General features: G+C 46.8%; 19 protein-coding genes. 11 read left to right on the forward strand and 8 right to left on the reverse strand.

What is annotated here, in order from left to right; all coding sequences use genetic code 11:
- The first annotated feature begins 28 nt into the window (after window positions 1-28).
- From GC096_RS17040 to GC096_RS38475, 6 genes are all read left to right on the forward strand, one after another.
- Entirely contained in the window at window positions 29-706 is a 678-nt protein-coding gene (locus tag GC096_RS17040; RefSeq protein WP_171631813.1) for a GntR family transcriptional regulator, read from the forward strand.
- A 30-nt stretch (window positions 707-736) separates the two neighbouring features.
- A complete protein-coding gene (gene uxuA, locus GC096_RS17045; RefSeq protein ID WP_171631815.1) occupies window positions 737-1,843 on the forward strand; it encodes a mannonate dehydratase in 1,107 nt (368 codons plus the stop codon).
- The gene (locus GC096_RS17050) at window positions 1,827-2,681 is read left to right on the forward strand and encodes an SDR family oxidoreductase (RefSeq protein ID WP_171631816.1); all 855 of its coding nucleotides are present in this window, start codon (window positions 1,827-1,829) and stop codon (window positions 2,679-2,681) included. The genes uxuA and GC096_RS17050 overlap by 17 nt, the downstream gene beginning before the upstream one ends.
- A 157-nt stretch (window positions 2,682-2,838) precedes the next feature.
- A complete protein-coding gene (locus GC096_RS17055; protein WP_171631817.1) occupies window positions 2,839-3,495 on the forward strand; it encodes a transcriptional regulator in 657 nt (218 codons plus the stop codon).
- 37 nt (window positions 3,496-3,532) lie between these two features.
- A complete protein-coding gene (locus tag GC096_RS17060; RefSeq protein WP_171631819.1) occupies window positions 3,533-3,715 on the forward strand; it encodes a hypothetical protein in 183 nt (60 codons plus the stop codon).
- Window positions 3,716-4,072: 357 nt separating this feature from the next.
- Window positions 4,073-4,264, forward strand: coding sequence for a hypothetical protein (locus GC096_RS38475; RefSeq protein WP_216626158.1), 192 nt, complete (start codon window positions 4,073-4,075; stop codon window positions 4,262-4,264).
- Window positions 4,265-5,516: 1,252 nt separating this feature from the next.
- On the opposite strand, the gene GC096_RS17065 is transcribed toward GC096_RS38475, so the two are convergent.
- The 4 genes from GC096_RS17065 to GC096_RS17080 all read right to left on the reverse strand — a co-directional run bounded on the left by GC096_RS17065 (window position 5,517) and on the right by GC096_RS17080 (window position 10,733).
- The gene (locus tag GC096_RS17065) at window positions 5,517-8,792 is read right to left on the reverse strand and encodes a response regulator (RefSeq protein WP_171631820.1); all 3,276 of its coding nucleotides are present in this window, start codon (window positions 8,790-8,792) and stop codon (window positions 5,517-5,519) included.
- A gap of 68 nt (window positions 8,793-8,860) precedes the next feature.
- Window positions 8,861-9,274, reverse strand: coding sequence for a hypothetical protein (locus tag GC096_RS17070; protein WP_171631822.1), 414 nt, complete (start codon window positions 9,272-9,274; stop codon window positions 8,861-8,863).
- Between the two features lie 136 nt (window positions 9,275-9,410).
- A complete protein-coding gene (locus GC096_RS17075) occupies window positions 9,411-9,902 on the reverse strand; it encodes a CYTH domain-containing protein (protein WP_171631823.1) in 492 nt (163 codons plus the stop codon).
- An 18-nt stretch (window positions 9,903-9,920) separates the two neighbouring features.
- Window positions 9,921-10,733 carry a helix-turn-helix transcriptional regulator gene (locus GC096_RS17080; protein WP_171631825.1) on the reverse strand — a complete coding sequence of 271 codons (813 nt, stop codon included), beginning with the start codon at window positions 10,731-10,733 and terminating at the stop codon, window positions 9,921-9,923.
- Window positions 10,734-10,852: 119 nt separating this feature from the next.
- Between GC096_RS17080 and GC096_RS17085 the strand changes: the two genes are divergently transcribed.
- Window positions 10,853-12,559, forward strand: a complete 1,707-nt coding sequence (locus GC096_RS17085; RefSeq protein WP_171631826.1) for a glycoside hydrolase family 2 protein — start codon at window positions 10,853-10,855, stop codon at window positions 12,557-12,559.
- A gap of 57 nt (window positions 12,560-12,616) precedes the next feature.
- Here GC096_RS17085 and GC096_RS17090 read toward each other — a convergent pair whose 3' ends face one another.
- A complete protein-coding gene (locus tag GC096_RS17090; protein ID WP_171631828.1) occupies window positions 12,617-12,979 on the reverse strand; it encodes a group I truncated hemoglobin in 363 nt (120 codons plus the stop codon).
- A 162-nt stretch (window positions 12,980-13,141) separates the two neighbouring features.
- Here GC096_RS17090 and GC096_RS17095 point away from each other — a divergent pair, with 162 nt between their 5' ends.
- Complete coding sequence (locus tag GC096_RS17095; protein WP_171631830.1) at window positions 13,142-13,411, forward strand: hypothetical protein; 270 nt, start codon at window positions 13,142-13,144, stop codon at window positions 13,409-13,411.
- Between the two features lie 250 nt (window positions 13,412-13,661).
- On the opposite strand, the gene GC096_RS17100 is transcribed toward GC096_RS17095, so the two are convergent.
- Window positions 13,662-14,426 carry a hydroxypyruvate isomerase family protein gene (locus GC096_RS17100; RefSeq protein WP_216626161.1) on the reverse strand — a complete coding sequence of 255 codons (765 nt, stop codon included), beginning with the start codon at window positions 14,424-14,426 and terminating at the stop codon, window positions 13,662-13,664.
- Window positions 14,427-14,497: 71 nt separating this feature from the next.
- Here GC096_RS17100 and corA point away from each other — a divergent pair, with 71 nt between their 5' ends.
- Window positions 14,498-15,448, forward strand: a complete 951-nt coding sequence (gene corA, locus GC096_RS17105) for a magnesium/cobalt transporter CorA (RefSeq protein WP_171631832.1) — start codon at window positions 14,498-14,500, stop codon at window positions 15,446-15,448.
- Window positions 15,445-16,353 (forward strand): AraC family transcriptional regulator, encoded by a 909-nt coding sequence (locus GC096_RS17110; protein ID WP_171631833.1) that lies wholly within the window; start codon window positions 15,445-15,447, stop codon window positions 16,351-16,353. Before corA ends, GC096_RS17110 begins: the two co-directional genes overlap by 4 nt.
- Window positions 16,354-16,621: 268 nt before the next feature.
- On the opposite strand, the gene GC096_RS17115 is transcribed toward GC096_RS17110, so the two are convergent.
- Entirely contained in the window at window positions 16,622-18,310 is a 1,689-nt protein-coding gene (locus GC096_RS17115) for a DUF8769 domain-containing protein (protein ID WP_171631834.1), read from the reverse strand.
- 3 nt (window positions 18,311-18,313) lie between these two features.
- On the reverse strand, window positions 18,314-19,363 hold the full coding sequence (locus tag GC096_RS17120; protein WP_171631836.1) for a glycoside hydrolase family 88/105 protein: 1,050 nt from the start codon (window positions 19,361-19,363) through the stop codon (window positions 18,314-18,316).
- A gap of 190 nt (window positions 19,364-19,553) precedes the next feature.
- On the opposite strand from GC096_RS17120, the gene GC096_RS17125 reads away from it, so the two are divergent.
- On the forward strand, window positions 19,554-20,159 hold the full coding sequence (locus GC096_RS17125) for a hypothetical protein (protein WP_171631837.1): 606 nt from the start codon (window positions 19,554-19,556) through the stop codon (window positions 20,157-20,159).
- The last annotated feature ends 238 nt before the right edge of the window (window positions 20,160-20,397 follow it).

The raw sequence follows: 20,397 nt of genomic DNA on the forward strand, positions 1-20,397 counted from the left end.
TAGGCTTCATTTTGCAAAGGAGATCCCTATGGATTATTTCAAAAAACCACTGATTAGTTCGACACGTGATGCCGTCTATCACACGCTAAAGGCTCAAATTCTGAGTCTTGCCCTGCTTCCAGGCGCTACTATTTCAGAGAAAGAAATGTCGGTAAGCTTCAATGTGAGTCGGACACCTGTTCGGGAAAGCTTCGTGCAATTAGCACAGGAAGGCTTGCTGGATATTTATCCGCAACGCGGTACGGTAGTCTCTCGCATTGATCTGGAGCTGGTGGATGAAGCTCGCTTCATTCGCGAACATCTAGAAAGCGCCGTTATTCGCTTGGCCTGTCTCTCTTTTCCGGAAGAGTCCCTGCGCTTGCTTCGAATGAATTTAGCCTCGCAGAAAGTGTGTATGGATGAACAAGACTTCAAGAAAATGTTTGAGCTTGATGAGGAGTTTCATCGGACGATCTTCGAAGGCTGCAAGAAAATGAACACATGGGCCGTCATTGGGCAAATTAATGTGCATTTGAACCGCACCCGTATGCTTCGCTTAGCGACTGATCATCATTGGGATGAACTCTATGCACAGCATGGGCAGATAGTGGATGCCATCCAAGAGCAGCAGCCAGATAAGGCAGAACAATTGATACGCAGGCATCTTCAAGTTGGCATTGCTGATCAAGCATTATTAAAAGAGAAGTTCCCTACGTATTTCAAATAGGTTGATTATATTGGAGGCGAATGTTCATCTATGAAAATGGTATTCCGCTGGTTTGGAGAGGGCAACGATACCGTCACCCTAAAGCAAATTAAACAAATTCCCGGTGTTGAAGGTATCGTCTGGGCACTGCATGATATACCTGCCGGTGAAGAATGGCCGATGGATAAGATTCAGAAAATCAAAGCCGGGGCTGATCGTGCGGGGCTGCATATGCAGGTCGTGGAGAGCGTCAACATTCATGAGGATATTAAATTAGGACTGCCAAGTCGCGATACGTACATGGCTAATTATAAGAAAACGATCGCCACGTTAGCGCAAGTTGGTGTCAAGGTCATTTGCTACAATTTTATGCCTGTATTCGATTGGGTACGGACAGATTTACATAAGGAGCTGGAAGACGGCTCGACGGCACTATTTTATGAAAAAAGTAAAATTGCCAACCTCGACCTAACTGAGCATGTTGGACGGATTAATGCCAACCCCGATTTCAGTATGCCAGGCTGGGAGCCTGAGCGACTCGCTCATTTGACGGAGCTATTTGATGCCTATAAGGATGTCACCGAAGAGCAGCTGTGGGCGAACCTCAAGTATTTCTTGGATGAAATTATTCCCGTGGCCGCCGAGCACGGTATTCGCATGGCAATTCACCCGGACGACCCGCCTTGGTCCGTCTTCGGATTACCAAGATTAATGACGAGCCAAGTAAATATTCGCCGTTTCTTAGCCTTACATGACAGCCCGTATAACGGGCTTACGATGTGCAGTGGCTCACTCGGTGCGAACCCGAGCAATGATATTGTCTCGATCGTGCATGAATTCGCGGATCGGATTCCTTTTGCCCATCTGCGGAATGTTCGCGTGTATGAGAATGGTGATTTCATTGAAACCTCTCATCGTACACAGGATGGCACGGTAGATATGTCAGGCATTGTGCAGGCGCTGCATGCGAACAATTATGAAGGATTTTGCCGGCCGGATCATGGTCGACATATTTGGGATGAGCGTTGCAGACCTGGATACGGGTTGTACGATCGGGCATTAGGTATCATGTATTTATGGGGACTTTGGGACATGCTGTGTCGCCAAGGTGGTAAATTACAAGAAGGAGCTGTCACTGCATATGAGCGGATTAACTAAATTCCCATCCCTGCAAGGGAAGGTCGTTGTGATTACTGGAGGCGCTGGCGTTCTGTGCCGCGTTATGGCATTAGAATTAGCTAGACAAGGCGCACACATTGCCATTCTGAATCGTACGCATGAGAAAGGCTTAGCTGTGGTTCACGAAATTCAAGCAGCTGGTGGCGTGGCCATTGCTGTTGCTTGCGATGTAACCGTGACGGAAAGTGTAGAACAGGCTGCTGCCTCCGTGACGGGACAGTTGGGTACATGTGATATTCTCATTAATGGTGCGGGTGGCAATCATGCCAGTGCGAATACGACGAATGAGATTTTCAAAATGGAAGACGTGGCAAATCCAGATGTGCAATCCTTCTATGATCTAAGTATCACTGGTTTCCGCAACGTGCTGGATCTTAATTTCGTGGGCACCTTAATTCCTACGCAAGTGTTCACTAAGCATATGCATGGCAAAACGGGGGCAACCGTAATCAATATCTCATCCATGAGCGCACCTTCGCCCATGACGAAAGTTCCTGCCTACAGCGCAGCCAAAGCGGCTATCGATAACTTTACGAAATGGCTAGCTGTTCATTTGGCAGAAAGTGGCATTCGTGTAAATGCCATCGCACCTGGGTTCTTTTTGACGGAGCAGAATGCCAAGTTGTTGATGAAAGAGGACGGATCGCTGACGGATCGCTCTCATAAAATCATTGCTCACACCCCGATGCGCCGATTCGGCAAGCCGGAGGATTTACTAGGCACGTTGCTGTGGCTGGCGGATTCCGACATGTCCCGCTTCGTTACAGGTACGACGATCCCGGTGGATGGCGGATTTATGGCTTATTCGGGCGTTTAGATTACTTACCCTGGTGATTTTAACCTTTCTCTTATATACTAATTTTATAAGATATACGGAGTGAAGCACACGCCGTTTCATTGCATAACGCTCATTATGAGCTATGCGGTGGAACGGTTTTGTTTGTTTATTTACAATGAATAGGAGGCTGAGATGAATGTCATTTGAGGAAAAATATAACGAATGGATGCAGGCAATGATCGCGCACGCTGGGACTGGGACCGTAAATTATCGAAGGCTCGAATTGTTAGAGAAAGGGTTGGGCCACGGAACAATTGAGTTTTTACGTTGCATTTGGTTTCCTGCCATCGGTAATTTCAATCATTTATACCCCGAGTGGGAGGTACGTGATTTCAATAATGGCTATCGCTATCTCGATCTTGCCTATATGCCTGGCGGCGTAAAAGGAGGAATCGAAATACAGGGATTTGGATCTCATGCCAGAGATCTTGATGTTAGAAGATTTAAAGATCTATGCATGCGACATAGCTTGCTAACCCTTGATGGGTGGACTTTTATGCCTATCGCTTATTTGTCTATCAAAGAAGATCCGAAACAATGCCAACAGCTTATCCTGTCATTCGTCGGAAAGTTCCTTTCAGCCGATGTGTCAGCTGGCTTGGATTGGGCAGAGGCAGAAGTCGTGCGTTATGCACGTCGCTTGCTTCGGCCAATTACACCGATAGAAATTACTGAACACCTTCGGCTCTCCGATCGCCACGTAAGACGAGTGCTGCATCAACTAGTTGAAAAGCAACTCTTGACTGTCGTCGGAGGGCGTCAGCGATACCGTACATTTCAGTTGAAGTTGTGACAGATGGGCGGGGCGTGGTTCGACGGGACACGGCTGGGTGGGGAGTGGCCGGGCTAACGGATATAGGCGCGGGACGCGGCGGGGTGTGGCCGGGCTAACGAACATAGGCGCGGGACGCGGCGGGGTGGGGCTAACGGACACAGGCGTGGGACGCGGCGAGGTGGGGCTAACGGACACACGCGACGCTATTTGGCATTATTCGATGCTCCTGCTTCGCTAACGGACACAGCGTACACTATGGAGTGGAAATCGGGCTAGAATCAGGTGTTTTGGACGAAATAGCGGCTGTAGTGGCCATTAGCGTGGGAAGGGGGCTGGATTTGGCTAAATAACGGCCGTAGTGGCCGTTAGAGTGATGGGGAGCTACTCTTGATCGTTCATACTCGCTCCCCTGATCCTTTATGCTCTTATTTCTATGTGCTCGCTCCCTCTCCCCCTGTTCAGTTGACGCTATGATTGTTGGGAGTGACGGGGCTAACGGATACAGAGTACGCTATGGAGTGGAAATCGGGCTAGATTCAGGTGTTTTGGACGAAATAGCGGCTGTAGTGGCCGTTAGCGTGATGGGGAGCTACTCTTGATCGTTCATGCTCGCTCCGTTGATCCTTTATCCTCTTTAGTCTATGCGCTCGCTCCCTCCTGTTCAGTTGAGGCTGTGATTGTTTGGAGGGGAGCTGCTAACGGACATAGACGACGCTATTTGGCATTATTCGATGCTCCTGCTTCGCTAACGGACACAGCGAACGCTATGGAGTGGAAATCGGGCTAGAATCAGGTGCTTTGGACGAAATAGCGGCTGTAGTGGCCGTTAGCGTGGGAAGGGTGCTGGATTTGGCCAATAACGGCCGTAGTGGCCGTTAGAGTGATGGGGAGCTACTCTTGATCGTTCATGCTCGCTCCCCTGTTATCCTATGTGCTCGCTCACGTTGATTCTTTTTGCTCTTTAGCCTATGCACTCGCTCCCCCTCCCCCCTATTCAGTTGAGGCTATGATTGTTGGGAGTAGCCGGGCTAACGGACACACGCGACGCTATTTGGCTGAATTCGATGCTCCTGCTTCGCTAACGGACACAGCGTGCGCTATGGAGTGGAAATCGGGCTAGAATCAGGGGTTTTGGACGAAATAGCGGCTGTAGTGGCCGTTAGCGTAGGATTGGCGCTGGATTTGACGAAATAACGGCCGTAGTGGCCGTTAGCGTAATGGGTAGCAACTCTTGATCGTTCATACTCGCTCCCCTGACATCCTATGTGCTCGCTCCGTTGATCCTTTGTGCTCTTAGTCCTATGTGTTCACTCACGTTGATCCTTTAAGATCTTTACCCTATGCACTCGCTCCCCTCTGTTCAGTTGAGACTATGATTGTTGGGAGTGACGGAGCTAACGGACATAGGCGACACTATTTGGCTGAATTCGATGCTCCTGCTTCGCTAACGGACTCAGCGTGCGCTATGGAGTGGAAATCGGGCTAGAATCAGGGGTTTTGGACGAAATAGCGGCTGTAGTGGCCGTTAGCGTAGGATTGGCGCTGGATTTGGCTAAATAGCAGCCACGGTGGCCGTTATCATAGGATTGGCGCTGGATTTGGCTAAATAGCAGCTGTAGTGGCCGTTAGCGTGGGATGGGCGCTGGATTTGGCTAAATAGCAGCTGTAGTGGCCGTTAGCGTAGGATTGGCGCTGGATTTGGCTAAATAGCAGCCGTGGTGACCGTTAGCATAGGCATGGCGCTGGATTTGACTAAATAACGGCCGTCGTGGCCGTTAGCATAGGATTGGCGCTGGATTCAGCTAAATAACGGCCGTCGTGGCCGTTAGCATAGGATGGGCGCTGGATTCAGCTAAATAAAGGCCGTGGTGGCCGTTAGCATAGGCATGGCGCTAGATTCAGCTAAATAACGGCCATGGTGGCCGTTATCATTGTTCCGCTCGCGGGCTACACATGAGGGAAACGGCTAACGGACACAGCGTACGCTATAGAGTGGAAATCCGGCTTGGATCACGATGAGCCTACTCCTTCATCAACGCTTACGCTTCATCCGGAATACAAACGATAATGCGCTCAATTTCCGCTGCGATCTCGGCAATCTGGTCCTCATAATTCTCATTCAGGAGAATTGTTGCTTGGAGCTTCACAGCTCCCGCATGCAGCGCTCCTGCCGATAAGCTGCCTGCTACACCGATTAGCGTATGCGCAGCTCTTTTGGCAGCGACCCAATCCCCTTCACGGTGATTGATCCGGAGCAGATCTGCGAAGTCACTATAATTCTTCTTGAACAGCTGCAGCATGACGAGAAGAATACTCTCTTTACCCTCCACTCGGGCCAAAGCTCCCTCCCAGTCTATCGCGGCGATACCTTGATAATAAGGTGTCTCTTCTCCATCAACCGGTTGAGGATCATTGAATCTTCGCTCCCGTTCCTTCCTCTTCTCGGGTTCCAGCCATTTGTGAATCACTCGAAACAGCAACTTCACATCTAGCGGTTTGCTTATCACATCGTTCATACCCATTCGGACGTATGCTTCTTGGTCTTGTTTAACGACATTAGCCGTAAGCCCGATGATCGGCATTTCACGAAATCTTGGGTTCAGACGTAGAAGTCTTGTAGCCTCGACACCATCCATAACTGGCATGTGGATATCCATGAGGACCAAGGCATATTCGCCTTTTTCCAGCTTGTCGAGCGCTTCTCGACCATTTGTCGCTAATGTGACTCTGTAGCCCCGCTCCTCAAGCAGCTCCATGGCCACTTGTTGATTAATTTCATTGTCCTCAACGAGTAGAATGTGCCCCCATTCCTCCACTTCAGCAGAAGGATTCAAAACCGATCCATACTCCACGACCCGCGACTCATGCTTAGGATGGAACAAATATTCCAACGTCTGATACAGCTCTAGTCGACTAATCGGTTTAACAAGTACCGCATCAGGCCTTATCTCCTCAGGGAGTGTAAGCAGCTCTTCCTTCCCCATTGAGGATGTCAGACAAATTAAGCGCGTTCGATCTCTTTGAATCAAAGCGAGAAGAGCATCCCATGTTTCTAGGCCATACATATCATCGCTTTCCATATCCAGGAGGAGACAATGGAAGTCATCTGCCCCGTTTTCTTTCCCGCCTAGCCGTTTGAACAACGAATCCCAAGAAGGAACCGTCGTTGCGATGAGTGCAAACGATTCTAAGGTATCCTGTAAGCTGTTTCTCATAAGGGGATGATCTTCAACAACCAACACATGATAAGGATCATTTCCCTCTCCAATATCCCACTCATCAGGATCGTCTTGCTCAATGATTTGAAAAGGTAAGGCAAAAGTGAAACGGCTCCCGCTTCCCATTATACTTTCTGCTTGGAGCACACCGCCCATTAACGTGATCAAATGTTGGCTGATCGGCAGTCCCAGACCAGTTCCTCCATACTCACGGCTCGTTGATCCATCTGCTTGAGAAAAAGGCTCAAAAATGTAAGAAAGCCGATCAGCCGAAATGCCAATCCCCGAGTCTTCGACGCTAAATCCCAGCATCATCTCCTCACCGGATGTCTGTGGGCCCAGCTCAATGTGAAGCATCACATAACCTGCACGCGTAAATTTAATGGCATTGCTGCAGAGGTTCAGTAAAACTTGCTTCAACCGAAGCGGATCTCCGAGAAGCCGTCTAGGCAGCTCAGCAGGCGTGCTGAAAATAAGCTCTATGGGTTGGCTCTTCGATAGTACACTGCAAATACTGGAAAGTTCCTTCAACAGCTCGTCCAGATTAAAGCTCGTTCGTTCCACCTCTAATTTACCTGCTTCAACTTTGGAAAAATCCAACACATCATTAATAATACCTAACAACGTATGCGAAGAAGAGGTAATATTCGTTAAGTAATCCTTCTGGTGCTCGGAGAGCGGTGTCTTCCCCAACAGTTGAGACAGCCCGATAATCCCATTCAAAGGCGTTCGAATTTCATGACTCATTTTGGCAATAAAATGACTCTTCGCTTGATTGGCTTGATCAGCTGCATGACGCATCGAAGCTTCGGTAAAATCGTGAATCGTACCCACAATCCCTTTCACTTCACCAGAGGCATGATGATAGGCTGAAAGTGTTACCCGATAGTCTCTTCTTGGCCCCTCCGACGACGGAATCGCGATTTCGAATCTCACATTATCACCACTCGTAAGCACTTCTTGAAAGTGCTGCTCCCAAAGCTCCTGCTCGGATACGGGTAAAAAAGCAATCATTGTAAGACCCAGCATATCCTCAGCTCTCGTTTGTGATAGGTAACATGCCGCTTGATTCACTGACGTAATTTCACCTTCCGTTGTGAAACCCAGAATGCCCTCCTGCGAGTTCTCTACGAGAATCCGATTCCGCTCTTCACTTTCCTGAATCCGACGTTCTGCCAGACTCTTCTCCGTAACATCCGTCGCCGAGCCTATGATTTCAACCACCTCGGTGCCATCAAAAACAGGCTGTAACGTCGTGAAAATGATTTTTCCACGTACATCCATTTCGTAGGCGACTTGATTCCCTCGGTAGGCTTCTTCATATTTGGATTGCAGGAATTGCGCAATGTCTTCCGAATACGATGGAATCGCATACACATTCTTGTAGAAAAAGTCATCTGGTTTAATGCCGAGCTGATGCAATAATTGACCATCAATGATCGTATATACCAAGGAATTCTGTATTTTTTTGAGCTTAAACATAAGCCCTGGTTGAAAACGCAAAATATCAAAAAGCTCTTGCTGTACCTGTCTTACTTGCCGTTTAAGCTCCTCGGAGCGCAAGAAATAGCGAGTAAGTCCTGCAACGAACATGCCGGCCCCTAAATGCAAAAGTAAATTCGGAATGACAAGCTCCATAGCAGGAAGTTTATAAATAAGAACCATATCAACAAATAACACAATGACAGGACATAATACGAGCAGCATCCATTTCTTCCAATAGTCGCGGATGTAAGAATGAATAAGTAAACCACCCGCATATATAATAAATCCTAGCAGCGATACCCGAAACAAAACTGCTGGATCGATCATCGTCCGGCCAATAATGATGACTACCGTCGTTATAAAACCAGAAACACCGCCACCGATGAAAGTAGCCATCAGAATTGCAACCGCTTTCAAATCTAGAATATGCCGTTCACTCACATGGACTCCAGTATAAGCAAGCATAACTCCGAAAAGTCCGTGTGTTATGCCTGCCCAAAACTGAAATTTCCATCGGGCAGCCTTTTGTAATTTGGGGGAGTAAAAAATTTGAATCGATATAAAAACAAATACGGCAACAAGCGAGAAATTGTTTAATAAGTCTCTCAACATCGTACTCACCCCATCGGATTGCAATCTCGTCCATCTACATCTATTATAGATGTCGAATTGTGTAAGGTCTACACGGTTTCATAATCGACTTGTTTAATCGCAGAGAAGACTAAATCAATCATCTCGGCACGTGCTTGGTGAATAAAGCCTAATGACGTTTGCTGTAAATTTTCAATGGAAACACATGATGTCAACATAATTTTACTTGAGAACACATACATGGACAGTTCGTAAGCAGAAGCAACATTTTTGATAACCTCGCTAATGTTCGTTCTTTTATAAGACTCAGGAAGCTCCATGGCATACATCAAATAAAGCGGTTCCTGTCTCGTTTGTGTCATTTGGAACATTTCTTTATACAAGGAACTCACATGTGAACGCCAAAGAAAACCAAATTTATAATGCGAATCTTCCTCCCACACTTTTTCAAACTGGGCTGTTAACTCGACAAACTGTTGACGGTAATAGTGGATTAAATTCATGAATAGCCCCTCGCAATCCCTTTAGAAGTTCTTACAATACTTAGATGATACCTAGTAATTGTTGTAAAACTTCTATCTAGACTTTTAGGGAAGCATGTTTTTTCCTCATACTTCGCTAATGAATCTAGGAGAGGAATTAGCGTTTCTGTAAAGTAACCCACATCGACTTATTACGGAACTCTTCCTCTGAACCAAGTTCTCTTCCGAACCAGCTCGGCGGTACAAACTGTTGCGCAGTCTGCAAATCAGGAAACTCCACTTCAACGACAAGCAGGTCGATTTGTTTATACTCATCGATTTCATAAGTAACCCCATCTGCTTCGAGGGTCGTACGAATCTTCTCTAATGGAATTAATCCTGTGCGCTCAAGCAGCTGTTTATAGATAGGCTCCGTGATGCTGTATTCGACTTCTTCTCGAACCATCCCATGTCCTGACTTGAACGTATGCGTAAAGTGGGATTCTCCTGAACTGTCCACTAGCTGGCGTACGCGAATTTCTTGATCGTCCGAGAAAGCCAAATACGTCTGATAAATATATTGTTTCGACACTTGCGTCAACTCATTATTTGCTAGTTCAGCCGCAGGAAATGCGGGCAATAAATACTTTCTTTCAATCTCGGCACCCATAATTCGGTTAGCCCCTCTCTATTTGTTCATTGTTCGAAAGCGAACCGGTGAAATCTCGTTCCATACTCGAAACATTTTACCAAAATGAAACTCATCTGCAAATCCACAAGCATCCGCGATCGCCTTCATGGGCTCATCCGTCAGTAAAAGCATCGTCTTCGCCTGCTCATTCCGAATCTGATTTAAATACGCTTTGGGCGAGATGCCCACATACTTCATAAACATTTTGCGTAATTGCGACACGGAGATATGGTAGGTTTTCGCCAGTTCTTCCAACCGAATAGGCTGATGATAACAGGTTTCCAACCACAGCTTCGCTTGCTGAAAAGCTTTCATGTAGGGATCACTAGACGTATCCGTATCCTTCATAAATTGGATTAATCGTGATAAGACATATTGGAATTCCGCTTGTCGTTCATGCGGGTCCGTTCCTCTCATGGACCACAAACGAGTAAACTGTGCTTCGAGCCAATCTGACTGCTCTAACGTGTGCGGTTTATAAAAAGGGATCCGCAGTTCCTCCACAGGAACTGGCTTCAGCCAATTGAGATGCTCATAAGGGATATCAAAAGCATCGAATAAGAGCATCCTAATACATAACGGATTGTCTATCGACGAAGTCATGTTCAGTTTAAACCCAGGCTTCAAATAAAACAAACTCCCGGCTTGTACATGTAGCGGAACTTCATTCATCTCATGGTGAAATTCCCCTTCACCACTCCGAATCCAATATAGTGAGTGCACATCTGTTGTATTTCGAATATCTTTCCAACCAGGATCGGGTGGCTTCTCATACGAAAGCCGATGATGATAAATACGGTGGTTATTCAATGGTTTTGTTCACCAACCCTGTAGCGATTTTGACAAATAGAGATGAGGTTTATCCATTCAAATGGACTCTTCTTCTATGATACGCTTTACGAAACATACATGAAAGGGGCTTAATGCTCGTGATACGTACTTTTCAGCAGCATAACTTACGACCTACTCGAATTTTGGATGGTTTATGGGATTTCATCACGGATCCTGACAATAAAGGTGTTTCTGAGGGGTGGGCGTCAACCTTCCCTGCCGGGTCAAAAAAGTCCGTCGTCCCATCTTGTTGGAATAACGAATTAGGTACTTACGATTATATTGGTGCCGCTTGGTATCGCACCTATTTTGATACGCTGCATGAGGCAAACATTCGACTGGTTTTTGAAGGCATTCTTCACCATGCCGATGTGTACGTGGATGGCCAGCCTATTGGCTACCATTTTGGCGGGTTTACACAGTTCTCTATGGTTCTCCCCCACCTAAGTGCAGGCAAGCATGAACTCGTGATTCGCGTTGATAATACTGTTGATTGGCAGACTTTACCGACAGATATTGCCGATTGGCACTCTTACGGGGGCATCATTCGTTCTGTTGAAATTCAAGAACTGCCGGATGTCTACATCGACTCCATGAAAATTGATTATCAATTGAAGGACGATACAGCGGATGTTCAGCTGCAAATTCAAGTTAGTTCGTTAGGCCAAGAAGACTGTCAAATTGAGGTAAGTGCTAGTACGGAAGGCCTTTCCCTCTCCGCAGGTCATGTCGTAGTTGCTGCGGGTCAAACGACTAGCCTCACCCTAAGCGGAAGCCTGACAAACATTAAGCGTTGGGATGTCGGCCAACCCGCGCTCTATACCTTCACTGTCCAAGCTGGTGAGGATGATCTTATCGATCGGACTGGCTTCCGTACAGTTGAGGTTCAGGGCAGTGATATCCTGCTGAATGGCAAAAAGCTGTACCTCCAAGGCGTAAATCGCCATGAGGAGCATCCGGAATGGGGATTTGCTTTCCCGCCGAAGCTGATGCTGAAAGATTTGGACATTTTGACCGACATGGGCTGCAATATCGTTCGTGGTTCCCATTATCCGCAAAGCCAGTTCTGGATCGATCTGCTGGATGAGCACGGGATGCTCCTCTGGAGTGAGATTCCGATGTGGGGCTGTTTCATGAGTGTGGAAACGCTGGCAAGCCCGATCTTCAGAGAGCGCGGCGTTCACATGTTGGGCGAAATGATTAGCCGCGACTACCATCATCCGTCCATCATTTTCTGGGGAGCGCACAACGAAATCGATACACGTACCCAAGAAGCGCTTGAGCTTACGAAAGCTTTCGTGAGCAAAATCCGCAGCATGGACTCGAGCAGGCTCGTCACGTATGCCACGATGCAGCCTGTGGAAGATATCGTCCTATCCTACTTTGATGTCATCGGGATTAACAAATATTACGGCTGGTATGAAGGCAGCGTGGATGGATTTAGTACCATGCTGGAGGACTACTTCGTTAATGCGGAGAAGCAAGGCGCTGCTGGCAAGCCTGTGATCATGAGCGAGTTCGGCGCGGCTGGGATTTTTGGCGATGCTGGCTGGGAGCCACGCCTGTTCAGTGAAGACTACCAAGCGGATGTCGTCACACGTGCTTTGAAAATCTTCCGCGACGACCCTCGCATCGTCGGGACGCTCATTTGGCACTTCGCCGACATTCGTGTCGATGTGCGGAGTGACCGACCTTACTTCCGCGATCGCGCGCGGAGCTTCAATAATAAAGGGTTGCTAAGCGAGTATCGCAAGCCGAAATTGGCCTATCGCTTAGTGAAGGAGATTTATCGCTCGGAACGGTAAGGCGGTAAAGCGAAAGGAACTCAGCCAAAATGGCTGGGTCCCTTTTTAAACTCATACTCACTTATGTAAAATATCGTCTTTCAACGTAGACACCTTCGCCAACACTTGATTGATCTCGTCTGCCCCCACCTCAAAATGAGCAAGCGCATCATGAAGATGAGTCGCAATCGCTTTGAAATGCTCTTCTTGCAGATTCATCCCTGCATGCGCCTTGGCCATAGATGCCCCCGTATATTGATTCGGCCCCCCTAACGCAAAACTAAAAAATTTCGCCTGATGCTTACGCTGCTTCTCCATATCCGTATTGTTAAAAAAGGGATTGACGGTTTCTTCCGCCAAAACCAGCTCATAGAAGTAGTCCACCACTGCCGTGATAGCCCCTTCTCCGCCAAGCTTATCGTATAACGTTGTTTCATTCACTTTGAATCCTCCTTCAGGACTACACCTATCTATCTGGTTATATTATCCAAGAATATAGGGAATTATCTATGGTTTCTATTTCCGCCCTTGTCCAGCACACAGTCAATCTAGCATGCATTCTATATAGGGTTACAGATGCTAACTAGAAACGAGGTGATTGATATGGCTTGTGTAAAAGTTAAAGCTGTTCGTCAACCTGACTTAGTTTTGATCAGCTGGTCTAGAAACCCTCTTGTTGCAGGCTCCCCACGCAGGATTACTTCAGTTCGTGTCATTGGTAGTTCGCAACCCTGCCGGGCTACATTGGTAAGAAATGGCTTGCTTAGTACGGCATTAGGTTGCTTATTGGACGATTTCAAAATCGTCTATCAAAAAAGAACCACTAGCATAAGTGGGTATTTGTTGCTGCAACGTTTTCGCATTCAATCATAGGTAATGAAGGAGCAGCTGAGGCTACCGTCATCCTGTACCGTATCTGGCATCAGTACTCACAAAACGTCCAATTACTTGAGAATAAAAAAAGGGACCTAGCCAACGGGGCCAGGTCCAAAGTTTATATTAAAAAAGGGGGTCTTGTTTATTATAATACCCTTTCTATGTTAGAGAACTGTAACAGGAATGTTCCAATTGTGTTACAAATGTTTCTCGTTTTCCAACCTGACAGCCGCGCTCCCTATTATTCTCACTTCAGTAGCTTTCGAAGCCCTACCTGCGGTTCCTCTAATGGGAAATATTCCAGCCCCATATGCCCCTCAAAACCGGTCTCATCAATGGCTTTAAAAATCTGTTCGTAATTCAGCTCACCATTGTCGAGTTCATGTCTACCAGGGTTGCCAGCCGCATGGAAATGGCCGATCAATCCGATATTCTCTCGAATGTTAGCGATCACATTGCCTTCCGTGATTTGTTGATGGTAGATATCAAACAAGATCTTCACATAAGGGCTGCCTACTTCGTTGATGATATGGAAAGCTTCTTCCGAAGAAGCCAAGAAATACCCTTGATGATTAACACGCGTATTCAGCGGTTCAATCAGCAGCGTTACGCCCTCTTTTTCCAAAATAGGCACACACGCCCGCAGCCCCTCAATTAGCGATTGCGTCTGAGCTTCTCGCGACACGCCTTCGAGTGCTTGTCCTACTTGCGAAATGAGCTTGGTGCAATTCAGACGCTTCGCGACCTCGATCGATTCGACGAGTCCTTCCAGATAGACACTACGCTTCGTTGGATCAACCAAACTCGTGAACTTCGTGCAAAATGTCGAAATCGAAACTCCCGCTTCCGCCACAGCAGCCGCGACAACCTCAATATCCTTCTGCCACCAAGACCAGAACTCTATTGTATCGTAACCGATCTCCTTCAGTTCATTCACACTTTCCCTAAAATCACGCCCTTTATAGAGCGCATCCATACAAACGGAGAGCTTCATCCCAATCCCTCTTTCCATTCTAATCTTTCTCCATTGTATGGTAAAATGAAGCAAATGCCTATGATAAAATGATTTGCTAGGAGTCCTATATGATACGAACGCTTGCCGTTACAACCGATTATGCTGTGATCCACGATCTCCCGCTTGAGGAATTATCCTCCCCCACAATTCGGTGGTACTGGGTTGATTTCTATAATCCAGATGAAAAAGAAGCCTTAAATTTGAAGGATCATTTCCACTTTCATCCCCTCACCATTGAGGACTGCTTTCATTTCATGCAACGGCCGAAAGTAGATCACTATCAAGACGTTCATTTCTTCGTCATGCACGCCATCGATCCGAAGACACTGGATGCGGAAGAAGTGGATCTGTATCTCGGCAGCAACTATATTGTCACCTTCCATTTGCATGAATCCAGAGAAATAGAAGATGCTTGGGCCCGGGTGTCCCAGCAAGAAAATCTGCGAAATCAGGGGCAAATCCATGCAGCGTATTTAATTCTAGATAATCTCGTCGATCAATATTTCCCTAGTGTCTATCAAATTGAAGACCTGCTCGATGATATGGAGAATAAAATGAATGCCGAAGCCATTGATGCGTTGATGAACCAGGTCTTTGAAATTCGTTCCCAACTGTTGAAATTACGTCGTACCATCGTCCCAATGCGTGACCTGCTGTATCGCATTATCAGCACAGATCGCATTGAACAGGTGCGTGAGCATCTCGTTTTTTTCACCGATATTCACGATCATCTGCTCAAGCTCTCTGAAATGGTAGACTCCAACCGTGAGATTACAGCGGATATTCGGGATAGCTATATCTCGCTCAACTCGAATCGAATGAATACGATTATGAAAACATTGACGGTCATTACCACGATTTTCATGCCATTAACGTTTATCGCTGGGTTGTATGGGATGAATTTTGCTTACATGCCTGAACTTGAATGGCATTGGGGGTATTTCGCCATACTCGCTATCATGGTTGGCATTGGCATCGGTATGTTTGCGTGGTTCCAGAAGAAGGGCTGGTTTAAATGAGGATGGGAAATGAACCGGTTAACTTCGCTATCGATGATTATACGAATCATTTTCTCGCTACTTATCCCGTATACTGTGAATTTCGGACGATTCCGCTTGATCAGGAGCACCAGTTACTGCATTCGCATAACGGATATGAGATCTATCTGGTTTTACAAGGTACAGGCACTTATATCGTTGGTGATCGTTTATATCCGCTTCATGCAGGCAGCCTTACGATCATTCATCCGAATGTCATTCATCGGCCATTCCACGGGCATAGCAAAGAATTTCATCGTTATGTCTTTTCCATAGATGAGTCTTATTTAGATCAACTGCACACCATTTGTAAACTGTCTGATCTCTCCATTCCTCGATTACTTGCCGAGCGCCATCCGGATTCTAGTCATTTTTTCCTAAGCGCCCCGCAGTTAGATCGTGTCCAGACCCTACTTACTGAACTTACACAGGCACTAGTTAGGCAGGAGATGGGCTATGAGCTAGCTGTGCTGCGATGCATCGCCGACTTTTTCCTTTTTTCTTTTGGATTACAAAATGAGTACACGACAACGCTAACTACAGGTGACCACTATCTCGCCCGTGATGTGCTTTCCTATTTGATTGCACATTATCAGGAGCCCTTACACATTGAAGATCTTGTGACTCGTTTCCCGGTCTCACGTTCGCAGCTCTTTACGTTGTTTAAAGAGACAACCGGAACGACGATTAAACAGTTCTTGATTGAATATCGGCTGAATAAAGCGAAGCGATTGTTGATGGAGAGCGATTTAGCTATCTCGGAAGTCTCAGCTGCCGTCGGGTTTGGCGACATGTCGCATTTCTTCCACGTGTTCAAAAAGGAAACCGGCTTGACGCCGAAGCAGTACAGGGTTAAGGCTTTTAAACGAAACATTAAATCTAACTAGTACCAAACGTTTGCTGCCAAATAACTGGATTTCCTGCAGCTAAATCGGCCCGATTCCGCTCGAATTAGGAAATAACTGGATTTCCTACAGCTAATTTCGGCCAAATGGTTCAATTTCGCCTGATTCCGCTAGATTAGCTACATATAATCCATCTAAATTGAAATTAGTGGCAATTCCGGTGAAATTAACAACCTATTTTCCAGTTAAAATGGCAAACGCGCAAAAAAGAGACACAGGAAAGCATTCCTGCACCTCTCATACACCCTGCTTACTGTACGCTTTCATGCAAATTCTGAGGTAACTGTACGCGATTATTTCTGTAGAAGTCCCACGTCTTCCCTGGCGCTATCGGCACCGTGATCGACATCTGCTCCTCCTGAGCACCTATTGTAGCTGTAACAGAATTGGCCCCAAGCTGAACATCAACCGCCGATAGCGTGTTATCAGCCTCGCCAAGTGATAATGCGAAGAGCCATACGGCTTTTTGAATCGCATGGAAATCAAAAGCCCTCTCCTCGCCCGCATAGATGACGTAATCCAAATGAAGCTCATTCTCACTGCGTTCGACTGCAACCTCGAGTGCTCCGTAGTCCGACTCCTCCAGAACAGCGTCAACCCGCAGCTGCGTATCTTCGCCGAGCATCGTCGTCAGACTCTTCCCTTCCACAACAGTTGGAAGCTCAAGCTCTTCCAATTCTCCGCCGAGCAGCAACCGAATGCGCAAATCATTCGCTTGGAACTTGCCGTTGATCACATCTAGCTCCTGATGCCAAGCACCATTGTCTGTCGCCAAATTGAAGCCGAACAGCACCTGCTTGCGTGACTGCACGCCCGTATAAATAGCAGAGCAGAAGTCCTTCCCATCTTTCAGAAATTGCAGCTGCACGAACACCTTCTTCCCACCGACATCCACGAAGCCCAGCAAGTTGCGACGCTGATTCCACATACTACCGATCGTGTAGCTTCCGAGTGAAAGCTTCTCATTTTGATACGTCGTCGCATAGTTCTGAAAGCCCGCTTCCGCTGCCATCATCGTCGGCTCAATGAAATACCTCTCCGCATTGGAGCTAAAATATGCATAATACTTCTCTGGGCATTGTATGCCCATCGATTCTTTGTTGAGGGCATTTCCCAGGAAATGCTTCTCTCGCTCCGTCATCAACGTGTAATAGCTACGGCTATATGGACCTCCCCATTCCCCGGTCGCCGGGTGGAAATGCTTCGCAATCATCTCCCACGCAATGTCTAACAATTGCTCAGCAAGAGTTACAGCCGCATGGGAAGCCGATTCTTGATAGATGCTATCCAATTCTTCAATCGCAATTGGCGAATAACAAGGGCTGTTATACTCGGTAAATGTGCCTACTCCTGACGTAAATTCATGAAATCGCTCCAGTCGTTGCTCCCCGTAGCTGCGAATCTCATTATCGCCAAGCAGCTCGCCGCCTACCAACGTAACAAAAGCCCCCATGATCGCAATGTTCGTATAATGCGGACCCACATTTCGCCGGATAATCGCTTGGCAGGCGTGATAAATAGCTTCACGGATCTGTTCGACTAATGCCACAGGAAGAGATTCTGCATAATTTTTCAAGATAAGAACCAATTTCTTCCCATGAAAATCCGCCATATTCCAGTCCGGTCGATCCATTTCATCCAGTGATTCTTCATAATTGTAAGGCCAAATGCCATATGTGGCTCGCGATGCATCCTTATCCTGCCGCTCCAGCACAACTTCAAGGATATCCGCTGCTCGTTGAATATTGGCCAGACCGCCATAGCGTAAAAGATCATACGCATAACACGTAGATGGATACAGTTGGTATACCATAGGATGTGTATCCGGCTTAAGAGATGTATGATACGTCTGTGTTAGCGGAGTCAGAGTTAAATTAACGTCTTTATCAAACTTTAATTCGTTCGCTCTAATTGCCTCCAAAAGCTGCTCACTACTCATCACTTACTTCTCCTCTCGCAATGCCTCAGCCAAGAGCATTAACACTAGGCCTTGTCCATATAACGTAGGATACGTTGAAATATCATCTTGATAAGCCTGAATGGTTGGCATCACAGGTGTCCCGCCAGATACCCCATTCACGATACCTTCCTCCGTAATATAGGGTTCAATTGAATGAATCACTAGCTCCACTGCGGCAGCAGTTTCATCTAGAGAAGGAATTAATTCCAGCTCCATGCCTTTCATAAGGCCATATGCAATTCCCGCGCTGCCCGACACTTCCCGATAAAAATGAGGTTGATCCATAACCGTGCTCCAAAGTCCGTCTTCCTGCTGGTACGCAAGCAGCCCTGACATTAAGCGTCTGTATCGTTCCTTAAGCTCATCCGGGATGGCAACAAGCTGATCAATCTCCTTCACGATCATCGGAATCCCTGCCGCAATCCAGGCATTCGCTCTCGTCCAACGCGCCGCTGACATATGATCACCCGATCCGCAGTTCCAACCGTGGAAAAGAACATTCGTCTCCTCATCCTGCAGCAATCGAAGGTGGATTAACACCTGCTTCAATGCTTCCTCCGCATACAACTTACTGCCTACCAACGACGCTGTGCGCGCTAGAAACAGTACGGCCATAAAAATCGTATCCGCCCACACCTGTTCAGCGAACGCCACATTTTCCGTCACCGTATGCTCGAAGGCATCTTCGCGAGTTCGTGGTGTGTCCTTAATCAGCCACTCCGCTACCCGATCCGCTTCATCCCGGAACCAAACATCGTCCGTAATCCGGTATAAAGCAGGGAAAATGGCGTAAGGCGCGATCGAATTAATCACCTTCGTTCCTTTCGCTTTTTCACTATTGTGCTTCACCCACGCCTGCAAATAAGCTAATACTTCGGTATTACCCGTTGCTTCGTAATATTCCAGCATGGCTATCACACCCACACCAGGCACCCAGTCCCAGTGATGAATGTCCATTCCCCATTCGCCAGAATGATCCTTCATCATTTCTTGCCATACCTTATTGGCGTGATTTGCATACGTCGAATTCATTGTTTGGGCAGCTCCTTTATAAAAAGATTACCTAAAGAGTAGCACCATTCGAACGTGTCCTGCTTGGGCTTCCGTCCCAAAAACATGGGGAATCGTCCAGAAGAACAGATGAGCTTTTCACAAAACTTTTCCAACCTCTCATTAACCGTTATAATACATGGATACAATTGGAAAATGGAGGTGCATAACGATGGGTTGGTCTGAATTGCATTTGGTACCTAATGAATACAATGATGAAATGAAGAAAATTGATGAATCGCTTCTTCAACTGCTTACTGAGCGTAAATCCATTGCAAAAGGCAGACGATTTTACCCGCAAAAGGAAGTCCTTCAAGAATGGTCAACGCGATTCGGTATTGAAATTCCACAAATCAACTGGTTGCTTAACAGTCTGAATGAGCATTACCCTGTCAGGCCGAATGAACCAGGTGATTTGGAGCACGTCGTGCCTATCATGAAGAAAACCGTCGTCGGTGACTTTTCGTATACGTTGACACATGCCATGCAGCACCAACACAGCAGTATTGTCTACGTTGAAATCAAACTTATTCAACTCGATGGACATTTTGGCAACTTCCGGCCACAACTCCAGCTTGATATCATTGGTGCTGAACTCTATCGTGTCATGAGAAATGGCGCAAGCGGCGGCGGAGGGCAAACCCAGATAACCTACCTTGTCACACCGCGTTTACCTGATAACTTAGAGGGCTTACATTTTGCCTTAATTCCGTATGCCAGTCCGATGGAGTCTCCGCCTAAAGAAATCATTTTGAATCAAGAAGTTCAATTTGATTAAAATGAGGGGAAAAGATCCATGCGGCTAGTACTCCCCCTTGTCCATATCGCTTTGATAGCAAAAAAAGCCCATACATTGGGCTTTTTTTGCTTTCATATAAGTACACAAGGAAAAAGGCTTAAGCTAGCTCTTTGCTTCTATATTACTGATCGCCACGGTAATTGTAAGTGCTGCAAGATATAAGGCTAGAGGTGTGCGTCTGCGCTTTGCGAGTTTTTTACTCAAGCTTCATCCCTCC

The organism is Paenibacillus plantarum (assembly GCF_013141695.1).
GTDB classification, from domain to species: Bacteria; Bacillota; Bacilli; order Paenibacillales; family NBRC-103111; genus Paenibacillus_E; species Paenibacillus_E plantarum.

What these genes read in the sequence shown, in the direction of transcription:
- GC096_RS17040 (WP_171631813.1), top strand. Translation starts at nt 29, where the DNA reads ATGGATTATTTCAAAAAACCACTGATTAGTTCGACACGTGATGCCGTC.
- uxuA (WP_171631815.1), top strand. Translation starts at nt 737, where the DNA reads ATGAAAATGGTATTCCGCTGGTTTGGAGAGGGCAACGATACCGTCACC.
- GC096_RS17050 (WP_171631816.1), top strand. Translation starts at nt 1,827, where the DNA reads ATGAGCGGATTAACTAAATTCCCATCCCTGCAAGGGAAGGTCGTTGTG.
- GC096_RS17055 (WP_171631817.1), top strand. Translation starts at nt 2,839, where the DNA reads ATGTCATTTGAGGAAAAATATAACGAATGGATGCAGGCAATGATCGCG.
- GC096_RS17065 (WP_171631820.1), bottom strand. Translation starts at nt 8,792, where the DNA reads ATGTTGAGAGACTTATTAAACAATTTCTCGCTTGTTGCCGTATTTGTT.
- GC096_RS17070 (WP_171631822.1), bottom strand. Translation starts at nt 9,274, where the DNA reads ATGAATTTAATCCACTATTACCGTCAACAGTTTGTCGAGTTAACAGCC.
- GC096_RS17075 (WP_171631823.1), bottom strand. Translation starts at nt 9,902, where the DNA reads ATGGGTGCCGAGATTGAAAGAAAGTATTTATTGCCCGCATTTCCTGCG.
- GC096_RS17095 (WP_171631830.1), top strand. Translation starts at nt 13,142, where the DNA reads ATGGCTTGTGTAAAAGTTAAAGCTGTTCGTCAACCTGACTTAGTTTTG.
- GC096_RS17100 (WP_216626161.1), bottom strand. Translation starts at nt 14,426, where the DNA reads ATGGAAAGAGGGATTGGGATGAAGCTCTCCGTTTGTATGGATGCGCTC.
- corA (WP_171631832.1), top strand. Translation starts at nt 14,498, where the DNA reads ATGATACGAACGCTTGCCGTTACAACCGATTATGCTGTGATCCACGAT.
- GC096_RS17110 (WP_171631833.1), top strand. Translation starts at nt 15,445, where the DNA reads ATGAGGATGGGAAATGAACCGGTTAACTTCGCTATCGATGATTATACG.
- GC096_RS17115 (WP_171631834.1), bottom strand. Translation starts at nt 18,310, where the DNA reads ATGAGTAGTGAGCAGCTTTTGGAGGCAATTAGAGCGAACGAATTAAAG.
- GC096_RS17120 (WP_171631836.1), bottom strand. Translation starts at nt 19,363, where the DNA reads ATGAATTCGACGTATGCAAATCACGCCAATAAGGTATGGCAAGAAATG.
- GC096_RS17125 (WP_171631837.1), top strand. Translation starts at nt 19,554, where the DNA reads ATGGGTTGGTCTGAATTGCATTTGGTACCTAATGAATACAATGATGAA.